General features: G+C 42.3%; 3 protein-coding genes. All 3 read right to left on the minus strand.

Going from position 1 to position 16,831, the window contains the following annotated elements; all coding sequences use genetic code 11:
* Positions 1 to 224: 224 nt before the first annotated feature.
* Positions 225 to 15,365 carry a DUF1542 domain-containing protein gene (locus tag ACSYSN_RS06005; protein WP_491711979.1) on the minus strand — a complete coding sequence of 5,047 codons (15,141 nt, stop codon included), beginning with the start codon at positions 15,363 to 15,365 and terminating at the stop codon, positions 225 to 227.
* A 487-nt stretch (positions 15,366 to 15,852) separates the two neighbouring features.
* Complete coding sequence (locus ACSYSN_RS06010) at positions 15,853 to 16,113, minus strand: hypothetical protein (protein WP_491711980.1); 261 nt, start codon at positions 16,111 to 16,113, stop codon at positions 15,853 to 15,855.
* Between the two features lie 223 nt (positions 16,114 to 16,336).
* Positions 16,337 to 16,579, minus strand: coding sequence for a hypothetical protein (locus ACSYSN_RS06015; RefSeq protein ID WP_491711981.1), 243 nt, complete (start codon positions 16,577 to 16,579; stop codon positions 16,337 to 16,339).
* Between the last annotated feature and the right edge of the window lie 252 nt (positions 16,580 to 16,831).

The following is a 16,831-nucleotide window of genomic DNA, read 5'->3' on the forward strand; positions in this document are numbered from 1 at the left end:
TAATATAATATACATTTCACTTATTTATATTAAAATTCAACAAATTCATTAGTTGCGATAAGCTGTACGAAGATATATTATTTCTATGTTTTTTTAAAAAAGTGATAGTTTATTCTCTGTTGATTTTGCAAACAAAAAAGCTCCCATCTCTAACGAGATGAGAGCTTCTTTTGTTACTCAAGTTTTATTATTCGAAATTTTGTTTTTGAATAATTAACTTACCTTTATTTTACTGCCGAACGTTTAACAAATTTATTGTAACCAACTGTGTAATACTTTTCACCCTGAATTGTAACAGCACTACCATAAGTTTGGATTGACTTGTTCTTCTTCAAAGCCTTTCTACCAGCACGGTTACCATATTGATTGTAAACATATGCTTTTGTTCTTAACTGACGACTAGTTCCCGTAATATTTTCACTATCAACGTATTGTCCATCAGAAATCGCAATAAGCTTGCGCCCGTTAACTTCTTTGCTTGCTCCAGTTGTAATCTTAGAGCCAGCTTTAAGAACAACGTTTCCTAATCGTTTACCTTCAGCGTCATAAACGTATGAATTGTGTAAGATTTCAGCATTTGCAGTCACGCCATCAGCTAATACATTGTTAGCTTCGATCGAAATTGGACCGAAGTTCCTAGCTTTGACATAGCGATTGTTACTAATAATGTAGTAAGCCTTACCATGAATCATCACTGGATCACCATAGGTGTCAACTTCACTGGTCTTTCTCAGTATCTTCTTTCCAACTCGTTTACCATTTTGGTTGTAAACAAACGAATTGTGCATTAAGACACGTCTTTGCTGAATAGTATTATTAACAGCAATGTAGAGTCCATTATCAGTTAAGTAGAATTCACGGCCATTGATCTTTTCAGTTCCATAAGTAGCAACTGCAGAACCCTTTTGGGCGATTAACAGGTTAGCCCGCTTACCGTCTTTATTATAGAAGTATGCATTGTGGTAAAGCTGTTTTTGAACTGCATTACCTGGCTTAGTGGCATCACCATTTGATCCGTTGGATCCGTTGGATCCATTAGAACCATTAGAACCATTTGAGCCATTTGAGCCGTTATTACCTGAGCCACCATTGTTTCCTGACCCAGAGTTATTGGATCCGTTGGAACCATTTGAGCCGTTAGAACCATTTGAGCCGTTGGAGCCTGAACCGTTAGAGCCGTTAGAACCATTTGAGCCGTTGGAGCCATTTGAGCCGTTAGAACCATTTGAGCCGTTGGAGCCTGAACCGTTAGAACCGTTAGAACCGTTAGAACCATTTGAGCCGTTTGAGCCATTTGAGCCGTTTGAGCCATTTGAGCCATTAGAACCGTTGGAGCCGTTAGAACCATTTGAGCCGTTGGAGCCATTTGAGCCATTAGAACCGTTGGAGCCGTTAGAACCATTTGAGCCGTTTGAGCCATTTGAGCCATTTGAGCCATTAGAACCGTTAGAACCATTTGAGCCGTTGGAGCCTGAACCGTTAGAACCGTTAGAGCCATTCGAGCCGTTATTAGCAGTAATCTTGTCAATTGCTGCTATCCCGTTTTCTTTGGCATGGTTGATAGAATCAGCTTCGGTACCTTTATTGATTTCGTCTTTGGCAGCGGAAGCAGCTGCGTCAATCGCATCCTTATCCTTTTGCTTTTCAGCATCTGTCTTGCTCTGGTCTTTATCAACTTTGTCTTTGGCAGCTTGAGCAGCTTGATCTATTGCGGCAATTGCATCAGCCTTTTGTTCATCCAGTGGTTTACCTGGAATATACTGAGCATCAATCGCTTTAATGCCAGCATCCTCAAGATCATTTATATCTTGAGCAGTCTGAGCACGATCAATTGCATTCTGAGCTTTTTCTAATTCAGTCTGAACATTAGCCGTTTGAGTTGCCTTAGCAGTAGCCGTTAAAGTTACATCACTCGCAATTGCTGCCTTAATGGTATTAGCTTCTTGCAGAAGTGCATCCTTAGCTGCTTGTTTTTGAGCAGTTAAGTCTTTTGTTACATACTGTGCATGAATTGCAAGGATACCATCATTGTATTCTTTTTGAACAGTCTGAGCATCTAATGCTGCATCAATCTTGTCTAAAGCCTTTTGCTTTTGAGCATCTACAGCTTTAAGCTGTTTGTCCTTAGTTGCCTGATCTAATGAAGAGTCAGCATTAATGGCTTCCTTCACAATGTCGGCTTCATCATTGATTAATTGCTTAGCATAATCTTTCTGATTTGCCAGTGACATTGGATTTGTTACATATTGTGCATCAATGTTTGTAATTCCGTTGGTAAGGGCATCACTAACTGCTTGTGCATCCGTAGCATTTTGAATGTTTGCTTTTGCAATCGCAGCTTCATTATCTACAGCAGCAGTTTGAGCAAGTTTAGTCTTATCGTCTATTGAAGTATCATTAGCGATTTGCTTCTTAGTCTTGGCAGCTTCTTGGTCAATTTCTGCCACAGCCATGGCTTTTTGGCTATCTAAGTTACCATTTGGAATATGTTGCGCATCAATATCTGCAATTCCGCTATTCAATGCAACCTTAATTGTTTGAGCAGAAGTTGCCTTATCGATTGCTGTCTTAGCTTTCGTTGCAGCATCATCAACATTAGCCTTTTGCTTATCTTTAGTTGCACGATCAATAGTTGTGTCTGCGTCGATTTCAGCCTTAATCTTCTTAGCTTCAGCTTCAATCTTAGCTTGGGCAGCTAATTTTTGATCTGAAATTGAAGTTCCAGTTGAAACGTAATCGCCATCAATCTTGGCAATTCCAGCATTAAGCGCTTCTTTAACGCCTTGAGCATTGATTGCTTGATCAATTCTAGCCTTAGCTGCAGCAGCATCTTTATCAACGTTAGCCTTTTGCTCAATCTTAGCAGCATCATCTAAGCCCTGATCAGCATCAATCTTGGCCTTAACCTTAGCTGCTTCATCATCAATTGCCAGTTGTGCGTTCTTCTTTTGGTCTGATAATGATGTACCGTTTGTCACGTGATCATTATCAATTACAACAAGTGCAGCATTGGCAATGTCTTTGACGCTCTGAGCATTAAGTGCTTGGTCAATCTGCTTCTTAGCAGAATCCGCATCTTTGTCAACGTTAGCTTTTTGAGCTGCCTTTGTTTCACTATCTAAAGTTGGATCAGCATCAATTTCAGCCTTAATCTTGGCTGCTTCTTCATCAACTGCCGCTTGAGCCTTAGCTTTTTGACTTTCTAAGCTACCCATTTCACCTGAAACATGTTGTGCATCGATAGCTGTTACGCCATTGTATACTTCAACCTTGATTTCTTGGGCACTAGTTGCATTGTCAATTGCAGCCTTAGCCTTGGTTGCTTCTTTATTTACATTAGCCTTTTGCTTAGCCCTAGTTGCATCATCCAAAGTTGGATCTGAATCAATTTCAGCCTTAATTCTAGCTGCCTCGGTGTCAATTGTTGCTTTAGCATCAAGTTTTTGATCTGATAATGACTTGCTATTTGTCAAGTGATCACTGTTAATCTTAGCGATTCCTGCAGCCTTAGCATCATTGACACCTTGAGCATTAAGCGCTTGGTCAATCTTGCTCTTGGCAGCAGCAGCATCCTTGTCAACAGTGGCTTTTTGCTCACTCTTAGCTGCATCATTCAAAGTCTTATCAGCATCAATTGCGTCCTTGACTCTAGCTGCTTCATCATCAATTGCCTTTTGAGCATTCTTCTTTTGGTCAGCTAGCGGCAGGTTACTTGGAACGTGATCGCTATCAACCTTTGCAATTCCAGCATTCTTGGCTTCCTTGATATCAGTGATATTGGTTGCTTGATCGATCTTGTTCTTCGCATCAGCGGCGTCTTTATCAACCTGAGCTTTTTGCTTAGCCTTAGTTGCATCATCTAAAGTTTCGTCAGCATCAATTTCTGCTTTAATCTTAGTTGCTTCATCATCAATTGCCTTTTGCGCGTTCTTCTTTTGCTCTGGAATTGAAATGTTGCTTGGTACGTGGTCGCTGTCAATCTTAGCTACACCAGCACTTGTTGCATCCTTCACGCCTTGAGCATTGATTGCTTGATCAATCTTGTTCTTCGCATCAGCGGCATCTTTGTCAACGTTAGCTTTTTGCGCATCCTTCTCAGAATTTTCCAAAGTTGGATCAGCGTCGATTTCTGCTTTAATCTTAGCTGCTTCGTTCTCGATTACTTTTTGCGCATTAGTCTTTTGATCAGCTAGTGAAACGCTACCTGCAATGTGATCACTATCAATCTTTGCAATACCAGCTGCAGTGGCGTCTTTCACACCTTGGGCGTCAGTTGCTTGACTAATATTAACTTTAGCTGCGGCAGCATCTTTATCAACCTGAGCCTTTTGAGTTGCCTTAGTTGCATCATCCAAAGTTTCATCAGCGTCAATTTCGGCCTTAATCTTAGTTGCTTCAGCATCAATTGTAGCTTGAGCATTCTTCTTCTGATCTACTAACGACGTACTATTTGGCACGTGATCGCTATTAATCTTCGCAATTCCAGCATTAGTTGCATCTTTGACACCTTGAGCATTGAGTGCTTGATCAATATTAGTCTTGGCTGCAGCGGCATCCTTATCAACCTGAACCTTTTGGGCTTCCTTAGTTATAGTGTCTAAGGTTGGGTCGGCATCAATTTCGGTCTTAACCTTTGAGGCTTCACGATCAATCGTTGCCTTGGCATTAGTTTTCTGATCTGGAAGTGAAGTTGCATTTGGTACATGATCACTATCAATCTTGTTGATACCTGCATTGGTTGCATCCTTAACACCTTGAGCATCAGTTGCTTTATCGATGTTATTCTTTGCAGCAGCTGCATCTTTATCAACGTTAGCTTTTTGAGCTGCCTTAGTTACATCATCCAAAGTCTCATCGGCATCAATTTCAGATTTAATCTTAGTTGCTTCGTCATCAATAGCCTTTTGAGCATTCTTCTTTTGATCAGGTAATGATACGCTGCCTGGGACATGATCGTTATCAATCTTAACAATACCCGCATTGGTTGCGTCCTTGATACCTTGAGCATCAACTGCATTATTAATGTTAACTTTAGCTGCAGCAGCATCAACATCAACATTACCCTTTTGTGCAGTCTTAGTTACATTGTCTAAGGTTGGATCGGCATCAATGGCCGCCTTAATCTTAGCTGCTTCAGCATCAATAGCTGCCTGGGCATTCTTCTTTTGATCTGGTAGGGAAACACTGTTCGGTACGTGGTCGTTATCAATCTTAATAACGCCAGCGTCCCTAGCATTATTCACACCTTGAGCATCAGTTGCTTGAGTAATGTTGGCCTTAGCTGCAGTAGCATCTCTATCAACATTAGCCTTCTGAATGGTCTTAGCTGCATTATCTAAAGTTTGATCCGCATCAATTTCGGCCTTAATCTTAGCTGCTTCTTGTTCAATAGCTGCTTGAGCCTTAGCCTTTTGACTGTCCAAACTACCATTTTGACCTGGTACATATTGAGCGTCAATCGCAATTATTCCATTATCAACTGCAACCTTCACTTCTTGTGCATTAGTTGCATTATCAATAGCAGTCTTAGCCTTCTTAGCTTCAGTATCAACATTGGCCTTTTGCTTGTCCTTAGTTGCATTATCTAAGGTTGGATCGGCATCAATTTGACCTTTAACCTTGGTTGCCTCTTGGTCAATCGTGGCTTTAGCATTGGTCTTTTGGTCAGGTAAGGAAATGCTGTTTGGTACATGGTCACCGTCAATTTTGACAATACCAGCATCAGTGGCATCCTTAACACCTTGAGCATCAACTGCTTGGTCAATGTTAGCCTTGGCTGCAGCAGCATCCTTATCAACATTGGCCTTTTGAGTTGTTTTCGCTGCACTATCTAAAGTAGGATCGGCATCAATCTCACCCTTGATCTTAGCTGCTTCTTGGTCAATCGTGGCCTTAGCACTCTTCTTTTGATCAGGTAAGGAAACACTGTTTGGTACGTGGTCACTATCAATCTTAGCTACACCAGCACTTGTTGCATCTTTAACTCCTTGAGCATCAGTTGCGTTGTTGATGTTAGTCTTAGCTGCAGCGGCATCTTTATCGACTTGCGCTTTCTGAGCTGCTTTGGCTGTATTATCTAAGGATGGATCAGCATCAATCTCACCTTTGACCTTGGTAGCTTCAGCATCAATTGTTGCTTGAGCCGCCTTCTTTTGATCAGGTAAGGAAGTGCTGCCTGGCACGTGATCGCCATCAATCTTGATAATACCTGCATTAGTAGCGTCTTTAATGCCTTGAGCATTGGTTGCCTGGCTAATGTTGGCTTTGGCTGCAGCGGCATCAACATCAACGTTAGTCTTCTGAGCATTCTTGGCTGTTGTATCTAAAGTTGGATCAGCGTCAATTTCGGCCTTAATCTTAGCTGCTTCTTGATCGATAATCGCCTGAGCACTCTTCTTCTGATCTGGTAGTGAAGTGCTATTTGGTACGTGGTCACCATCAATCTTGACAATCCCGGCGTCCTTGGCATCACTTACACCTTGTGCATCAGTTGCCTGGCTAATATTGTTCTTAGCGGCAGTGGCATCTTTGTCAACCTGAGCCTTTTGAGTAGCCTTAGCTGCATCATCAAGAGTTGGATCAGTTTCAATCTCACCCTTGATCTTAGCTGCTTCGGCATCAATGGCAGCTTGCGCGTTCTTCTTCTGGTCCGGCAGAGAAACACTTCCTGGAATGTGATCGGCATCAATCTTATTGATACCTGCATCTTTAGCGTCACTTACACCTTGTGCATCAGTTGCTTGGCTAATGTTGTTCTTAGCGGCAGTGGCATCTTTGTCAACCTGAGCTTTTTGAGCAGTCTTAGCGGCATTATCTAAAGTGACATCAGCATCGATTTCTGCCTTAACTTTATTGGCTTCAGCGTCAATAGCTGCTTGTGCATTCTTCTTCTGATCTGGTAGAGAAACACTACCTGGGATATGATCGCCATCAATCTTAATGATTCCAGCATCAGTTGCATCCTTGACAGCTTGCGCATCGACAGCTTGATCAATCTTGTTCTTAGCTGCTGCGGCATCTTTATCAACGTTATCCTTCTGTACCTTCTTAGTTGCATCGTCTAACGTTGAGTCTGCGTCAATTTCACCCTTAACCTTAGTGGCTTCGGCATCAATTGTTGCTTTGGCATTCTTCTTCTGATCAGGTAATGAAATGCTATTTGGAATGTGGTCGCCATCAATCTTGATAATCCCGGCATCCTTAGCATCCTTCACGCCTTGCGCATCAGTTGCCTGGCTAATGTTGTTCTTAGCGGCAGTGGCATCTTTGTCAACCTGAGCCTTTTGCGCATTCTTGGCAGTGGTATCAAGCGTTGAATCCGCATCAATTTCTGCCTTAATCTTAGTTGCTTCCGCATCAATGGCTGCTTGCGCATTCTTCTTTTGATCTGGAAGTGAGATGTTACCTGGAATGTGATCCGCATCAATTTGAGCAATACCTGCTGTAGTTGCGTCCTTGACACCTTGAGCATTGGTTGCCTGACTAATATTAGCCTTAGCAGCGGCAGCGTCTTTATCTACGTTACCCTTTTGAATCTTCTTAGTTGCATCATCTAAAGTTGAATCATTATCAATTTCAGCCTTAATCTTTGCGGCTTCCGCATCAATGGCCTTTTGAGCATTGGTCTTTTGATCTGGCAGGGATGTACTGTTTGGAATGTGATCTGCATCAATCTTCGAAATACCTGTATTGGTTGCATCCTTGACACCTTGAGCGTCAGTTGCGTTGTTAATCGCATCCTTAGCTGCGGCAGCATCCTTATCTACCTGACCCTTTTGCGCAGTTTTAGCTGCATCATCTAAGGTTGGATCGGCATCAATCTCGCCCTTGATCTTGGCCGCTTCTTGATCAATTGCCTTTTGGGCATTAGTCTTTTGATCTGGAAGTGACACGGTACCAGGAACGTAATCAGCATCAATCTTAGCAATTCCAGTATCGGTTGCATCCTTGATACCTTGTGCATCAGTAGCATTGTTAATTGCCGTCTTGGCATCCGCTGCGTCCTTGTCAACATTGCCCTTTTGCTTAGTCTTAGTGGCTGCGTCTAAGGTCTTATCGGCATCAATTTGTCCCTTAACCTTGGTTGCTTCATCATCAATTGCCTTTTGGGCATTCTTCTTTTGATCCGGCAGAGAAATGCTACCTGGAATGTGGTCACCATCGATCTTGATGATTCCAGCATCCTTGGCATCCTTCACGCCTTGAGCGTCAGTTGCGTTGTTAATCGCATCCTTAGCTGCGGCGGCATCCTTATCTACCTGACCTTTTTGAGCAGTTTTTGCGGCTGTATCTAAAGTTGAATCCGCATCAATCTCGCCCTTGATCTTAGCTGCTTCTTGATCAATTGCCTTTTGGGCATTAGTCTTTTGATCTGGCAGGGAAACACTACCTGGGATGTGGTCACCATCAATCTTGATGATTCCGGCCTCCTTGGCATCCTTCACGCCCTGCGCATTGGTTGCCTGAATAATGTTATTCTTAGCAATCGTGGCATCAGTATCAACTTGACCCTTTTGCTTATTCTTAGCGGCTGTATCTAAAGTGGAATCCGCATCAATCTCGCCCTTGATCTTAGCAGCTTCGGCATCAATGGCTGCTTGTGCATTCTTCTTTTGATCTGGCAGTGAAACATTGCCTGGAATGTGATCACCATCAATCTTGGCAATACCAGCAGTAGTGGCATCTTTCACGCCTTGAGCGTTAGTCGCATGACTGATATTAGCTTTAGCAGCAGCGGCATCAACATCAACATTAGTCTTTTGCTCATTCTTAGCGGCTGTATCTAAAGTTGAATCCGCGTCAATTTCAGCCTTGATCTTAGTGGCTTCGGCATCAATGGCTGCTTGGGCATTGGTCTTTTGATCTGGCAGGGAAACACTACCTGGAATGTGGTCGCCATCAATCTTGATGATCCCATCACTCTTGGCATCCTTCACGCCTTGGGCATCAGTTGCATTGTTAATTGCAGCTTTAGCAGCAGTGGCATCTTTATCAACATTTCCCTTTTGGGTGGTTTTGGCTGCATCATCCAGAGTTGGATCTGCATCAATCTCATTCTTAACCTTGGTGGCTTCTGCATCAATGGCAGCTATCGCATTCTTCTTCTGATCTGGTAAGGAAATATTACCCGGAATGTGATCACCATCGATCTTGACAATACCATCATCTCTAGCATCTTTAACTGCTTGAGAAGTAGTTGCCTGGCTAATCTTATTCTTGGCAGCAGCTGCATCTGTGTCAACATTGTCTTTTTGGATTTTCTTGGTTGCAGCATCTAGCGTTGGGTCGGCATCAATTTCATTCTTGATCTTGGTAGCTTCCGCATCAATGGCCTTTTGAGCATTGGTCTTTTGATCTGGCAGAGATACACTATTTGGAATGTGGTCACCATCGATCTTGACAATACCAGCATCCTTGGCATCCTTCACGCCTTGGGCATTAGTGGCGGCGTTAATTGCTGTCTTGGCATCAGCCGCGTCCTTGTCCACGTTGGCCTTTTGAGCTGTCTTTTCTTTACTATCTAAAGTTGGATCAGCATCAATCTCACCTTTGATTTTGGTTGCTTCTTGATCGATTGCCTTAATAGCATCCTTCTTTTGATCTGGCAGAGAAACATTACCTGGAATGTGGTCACCATCGATAGCTATAATACCAGCATCTTTAGCATCCTTCACCCCTTGAGCATTAGTAGCACTGTTAATATTATTTTTAGCCGCTGTGGCATCCTTATCAACATTAGCCTTTTGCTTGGTCTTAGTTGCGTCGTCAAGCGTTGGATCGGTATCGATCTCACCCTTAATCTTGGTAGCTTCATTATCAATTGCTTTAATTGCATCCGCTTTTTGCTCAGGTAATGTCATGTTGCCTGGGATGTGGTCACTATCAATCTTAGCGATCCCGGCATCTCTGGCATCATTAACCCCTTGGGCATCAGTTGCTTGACTAATATTAGCTTTGGCAGTAGTTGCGTCGATATCAACGTCACCCTTCTGCTTATTCTTTGTGGCCGTATCTAAGGTCGCATCCGCATCAATTTCAGCCTTGATCTTAGTGGCTTCGGCGTCAATTGCTGCTTGAGCATTGGTCTTTTGATCCGGCAGTGAAACACTGCCTGGAATGTGATCGCCATCAATTTTAATAATACCAGCTTCCTTCGCATCTTTTACCCCTTGGGCATTAGTAGCACTATTAATGTTTGCTTTAGCTGCAGCGGCGTCATTATCAACATTGTCCTTCTGTTTAGCCTTAGTAGCCTTGTCTAAGGTCACATCGGCATCGATTTCATTCTTAACCTTAGCGGCTTCCGCATCTATTGCTTTAATAGCATCTTTCTTTTGATCTGGCAGGGAAATATTGCCTGGAATATGGTCACCATCGATCTTGATGATGCCATCTTCCTTGGCATCCTTCACAGCTTGCGCATTAGTGGCGTTGTTAATCGCCGTCTTCGCTGCTGCTGCGTCTCTGTCAACGTCACCCTTTTGCTTGGTCTTAGTGGCTGCGTCTAGCGTTACATCCGCATCAATCTCACCCTTGACCTTAGTGGCTTCCGCATCAATCGCTGCCTTAGCCGCATCCTTTTGGTCTGGTAGGGAAATATTGTTTGGAATGTGGTCACCATCAATCTTAATGATCCCGGCTTCCTTGGCATCTTTCACCCCTTGGGCATTAGTGGCATTGTTAATCGCCGTCTTCGCATCAGCCGCATCCTTATCCACGTTGGCCTTTTGAGTGGCCTTTTCTTTACTATTAAGAGTGACATCCGCATCGATCTCTCCCTTGACCTTGGTGGCTTCATCATCAATGGCCTTAATCGCATCCGTCTTTTGTACTGGCAGGGAAACGTTGCCTGGAATATGGTCCGCATCAATGGCGATAATACCAGCTTCCTTGGCATCCTTCACACCTTGCGCATCCTTGGCATTAGTGATGTTGTTCTTAGCTATTGCGGCATCTTTATCCACATTAGCCTTTTGTTGGTTTTTAGTGGCCGTGTCTAAAGTGACATCCGCATCGATTTCACCCTTAATCTTAGTAGCCTCGGCATCAATCGCCGCAATCGCGTCAGTCTTCTGTACTGGCAGGGAGATACTACCTGGAATGTGGTCGCCATCAATCTTGATGATTCCCGCTTCCTTGGCATCCTTCACCCCTTGCGCATTAGTAGCGCTGTTTATGTTTGCTTTGGCAATCGCCGCATCAGTATCAACGTTAGCCTTCTGCTCATTCTTAGTGACCGTGTCTAAGGTCACATCCGCATCTATCTCAGCCTTAATCTTAGTGGCTTCGGCGTCAATCGCCGCAATCGCATTCGTCTTCTGATCTGGCAGGGAAATATTGCCTGGGACGTGGTCCGCATCAATCTTAGCGATCCCTTCATCCTTGGCATCAATTACCCCTTGAGCCGTAGTGGCACTGTTGATCTTGTCTTTAGCAGCCGCCGCGTCACGATCGACATCAGCCTTTTGCTTGTTCTTAGCAGCCGTGTCTAAAGTGACATCCGCATCAATCTCGCCCTTAACCTTAGTCGCTTCCGCATCAATTGCTGCAATCGCACTCGTCTTCCGATCTGGCAACGAAATGTTACCTGGAACGTGGTCACCATCGATCTTGACGATGCCCGCTTCTTTGGCATTCTTGACTTGTTGGGCGTTAGTAGCGTTATTAATCGCCGTCTTGGCATCAGCCGCGTCTTTATCGACGTCACCCTTTTGTTTTGCCTTAGCCGCTGCGTCTAGGGTTGTATCGGCATCGATTTCTCCCTTAACCTTGGTGGCTTCCGCATCAATCGCCGCAATCGCTGCCTTCTTTTGGTCGGGCAACGACACACTGCCTGGGATGTGATCGCCATCGATCTTAACGATGCCGGCAGCCGTTGCGTCTTTAACTGCTTGGATGTTAGTGGCACTATTAATCGCCGCCTTCGCATCCGCTGCATCTTTATCGACATCACCCTTTTGTTTTACCTTGGTTTCATCATCCAAAGTTTCATCGGCATCGATCTCTCCCTTGATCTTAGTGGCTTCATCATCGATTTGCTTACTGTAATCTTTCTTTTGTTGATCAAGCGCAATCCCGGCTACGTGGGCTGCGTCAATCGCCGCAATCCCATCTTCCTTGGCCTTATCGACTTGGGCTGGCAATACTGCCTTGTTGATACTGTCTTTAGCAGTTGTTGCCGCCTTATCGACCTCATCCTTTTGCTTTGCCTTAGTTGCACTGTCAAGCGTTGGATCTGCATCAATCTCATCTTTAACCTTAGTCGCTTCCGCATCGATGGCTGTATTAGCGGCCTGCTTCTCTACATCCAACGGGTGGTATACATAGGTGATTTCGTCTGTTCCGTTGCCAAATTCAAAGGCTGAACCTACTGCCATTGCTTGTCCATTGACAATTACATGGTCTAAGGCCCAGTTATTGGCATCTGGCGCTGTTGGCAACTTAATTGTTTGGCCCGTTGCTCCTTGAATTACATATGGTGCGTTAGGAACAACCTGATTCCCGTTAGTATCTACAAAAGTTGGATTAATCGTTTGCGAATTACCTTCTACATAGATTGTAACTACTGGATTATTATCGGATACAACCGTCGTCTTTGCCTGATTAGGAGCGCTAGCTGCGTAGTGGTAACCAGCGGGCACATTGTCTTCAGTATAGTACTTGTTAGTCCAGTCAATCGTGTTACCATAGTTGGCCGGTGTTACACCACCAACCGCTTCTGTACCGGTTTGGCCTGATAACGGCGAGGTCAATACCCGATCTTTATGGTTAACATCTACATACTGGTAGGTAACGTTTTGCTTAATCCCATAGACATAAATCTTATAGGTATATGTGGTACCTTCCATTGGCGTAAGTCCAACCGATGCCTGACCATATGTATCACCATTGTCATTGTCGTTAGTCGGGTCACCACCACTTTGAGCGTCAGACTTGGCACCAGCATATACTTGCTTGCCAATGGCCCACATGTAGCCCTTAGGCATATTCTTGACAACATTAGCTTCTGTAATCAGGGGCAGATATTGACCAATATAAGAGTCTTTATCTAGCGGTACTTCTACCAGTCCACCAACATTCTTACCATTTTGGTCGACATATTGCACATTAACCTTACCAACTGGAATCGCAATCGTCTGTAATTCACGTGTCGTTGGTGTGACAATATTTGAATTAGCAATGGCCCCACTTAAATCGGTAATTACTGCTTGACCATTTCTAACCACCATCTTGGCAAACTTAGCCGTATTGTCTCCTGCAGCACTAGTAGCCTGGGAATTACTACTCAGCCAAGTCTTAATGTTAGAGTTGTTCAGTGTTACTGTACCTGAACCAGAAATAATCCCTGCGCCTGTTGCGACTGGGTTACCATTACCATCTTGAATGGCCAAGTGCAGTTGTTTTGGTGAAATAAAGGTAACACTTGATGTGTCATTAACCCGAATTACCGAGTCATTATATCTTTGGTTAATATCAAAGGTGGTTCCAGCGTTAAACTCTGCCTTTTGTGTACCCCACAGCCGAATCGCATTCGGTTGGGTCGTAACTGGAGCAGACAAGGTAAAGTTTTGTCCAAACTTAAACTGCGCATCTGAGGTACCACCCTGCGTTCCATTTATAAAGTATTGGAACCCAGTCTGCGTCCACTTGACATTGTCACCAACCGTCACTCCGCGAACATTATTATACATTGCAGGATAGTTGGCAGCCAATCCGTTATAGGTATATGCTTCATTAGAGGAGCCATCACCCATCGTGATTTGGTTACCATAACCTACACTGGCTTGCGGTGCCACATTTGAAAACCAAAACTCTGAATATCTAATATCGTTGCTGGTTCTGTTCATGGTCACATGGGCATTGTTGGCAAAGTCAATCATCCCAACGCCACGCGTAACCTCGTTCGAGATGTTAAAGACATTGGTACCTGAAAATGTTACCTTGGAATAGTTGGCCATAACCGCATGAATTGGGTTATAACCATTTAACGAACTTGATAGATTGACATTGTCAATATTTACCTTAAGTCCTGAACCATTGCTAGAATATACAAGGGCTAAATTATCCCCATCATTTCCTGGAAACCCTTGTTTGAACTTGCCGTTGGTCAATGTTACAGTTGTTAGATTAGAATATGGGACCCCTGCATAAGTGAAGTTCTGTCTATCTAAATCAATCGTATGACCATTACCATTAACAACTACACTGGCCCCCGCAGCACGAGTCCCCATACTACCGCCAGTATATGTAATATCACCAGTAATGTTGATATAGGTTACGCTGGCATCAGTCCAGGCTGCTGCTAAACTATTAAAATCACTTACGTTTGCTACTTTTTTCTTATACATATCTGGATTCACTATCTGATCAGGAGTGGCAATATTCATTGAAGTAGGAGTTTTTCCTGCTGGCTTGTCAACATCCTTATTAAAGTCGTCCCGATCGCTGTCGGGGTCGGCACCAACCGTTACACTCTTTGAACTATCATAACCAGCCACTCCAATAGCTCTTGGCTTAGCCGCAAGCTCTGAATCAGCTTCATTTGAATTAGTAGGCTTAGTAGCTGAGTCATCAGCCAATCTACTCCCCGAAACATCTGTTGGAATTTCAGTTGTGGGAATGTCCACCGAAGTGTTGGACGGCTTTGAAGCATCAATCAATGAGCCATAATCTTTAGCCTTAGTAGAAGATTTCTTTGAAACAGTATCATCTGTACCAGACTTCAGAAATGAATTGAGGCCAGCATAAGTTGCTAAACTACCTTGAACTGCCTTTTTCGACTTTTTGATCTTAGAGCCGGTTTTTTTAGAACGAGCTTTAGCTTTTTTAGATTTAACTGCTTTAGTTTTGGTAGGTTTCTTTGCTTTTCTAAGCAGACTAGCCCGATCAACACCTGCTTGATAAGTAGCCATGATATCAGAACTAGCCTTGTCCAATACTGTCTTAAGATCAGCTAAATCATTCGCCGCATTAACTTTATCTTTAGAATCATTAAGTAAAGCGTCAACCGCTTTTACCTGTTTAGCCTTAGTAGCACTGGTTAAGTTTCGATCTCCATTTATCTTCTGCTTAGTACTAGTAGCTACAGTTTCCAACGTGTTTAACCCAGTTTGTTTAGCTTCGATTACTGCTTGGTCGTCAACCTTTTGTTGGACCGACTTGTCAACTCCAACTTGATTACTCTGATTATCAGTATCAGACGTTTTTACTTCTTGGGCACTTGCTGAACTAGCCGATTGAGAGAGTGCTGCTCCTCCCCCTAACATAAAAGTCAAAAGAGAGTAGCTAACTAGCCATCCCTTTTTACTTTTGTGCATCTTATAGTTCGTATTTTTTATTTCTTCAATCATTTTGAATCTATTCAAAACACTCTCACCATTCCCTTTTATTAATTCACAATAAGTTATAACAAATACAATTCAAATTCTAACACGATTATTAAATTCTTTCCATAATTATTTTACTATCTTTTTCTTTATTTATAAACGAAATTAAGGGATTTTCGCTAAAAAACTCCAGCGTTTTTATTGGAAGTTATCCTTTAGACAGATTGACTACTTGTGACTACTTTTACCAAGGTTATTTTATTAAGCAACGTTATTAAACAGTACGGTAAATTCTTGAGTAACAATTAGGCAGTAGGGTTAATTTATTAGGAATCTCAAAACTTAAGTGCCGATCCAAAGAGTAAAATCCTTTATGCTTCAAAAGTTATCTTTTTGTTTTGGCAATCCACTTTTAACCAAACTACCTTTCCTTTATATAAGGATGACAAGTAAATAAAGCTACGTATTATTTTAAAAACCTGGTAATTATCTAGCTTTTTTACCGCTAGTCGTCATCTTTACAATTCTAATCCTTAATATTGTTAATTATGTCAGTTAAAAATTTTGAGTCGGAGTTATAATTGTGAGCTTTAGCTAACTTTCTAAAGCGTTCTCTAACACTTGGTTTTAAAGTAAATGTATAATTCTTGGTTTTTTCCTGTTGTTGCCCAGTGTTAACCGGTGCCACAATCTCCTGCACCTGGTCCTGGGTTGAATCATGCTGAACAGCTCGGTTCTGAAAAGACTGATTTGATTCTTTACTATCAGTAGGAAGTTTAGACATCATTTTTTCTCCTTCGTAATTGTGAACGGGTATGTACATGCATAAGTTTTTACAAACGTAATTACTAATAATAAATATATTATAAATATTTATGCTTTTTACTTATGACTGATTGCTGTTTCATTAGTAACTATTTCATACAGTTGTCTTTTAGGTTGAAAATTTATAAGTCAACTATAAATTTGCTAATCAATTAATTACTAGCTGTTTCCAGCAGAAGTTGCATTTAAGTATCAACTAGTTGAACTATTTTCCTTGTAAAAGCCAACCTTTTACAAGGGCTGTATACAAGTGCGGAAAGGGAGCTTACCTCTTCATCCTCAACTCCCTCTTTCACCCCACATTTAGGGCATCTTTGCATTAACTTACAATGCCTATCCAATAAAGCCACCAGCCATTTTAGATAAATATCTGCTATAGAAATCAGTTCACTTCTACCTTTATTAGCTGTTAAAAAAAATATTTTCATCTTTAATCCTTCCAAATTTGCAAGTACAAATGCAAGTGCGTTTGTACTTATTATTTGCAAATTCATTGCACATTTATATTTGCATAAAAACTTATTTATGCTAAAATTTAATCAGGAAAATAATAATATACTGATAAATATATAAATTTTATGCTTTTAGCAAGATTAAAGTCAACACTTTTATGCTGTTTATTTAATTATTCAACTTATCTTGCCAGTGAAAATTTGCGCTTCTAAACACTGATTGACTTG

The organism is Lactobacillus sp. ESL1191 (assembly GCF_058504435.1).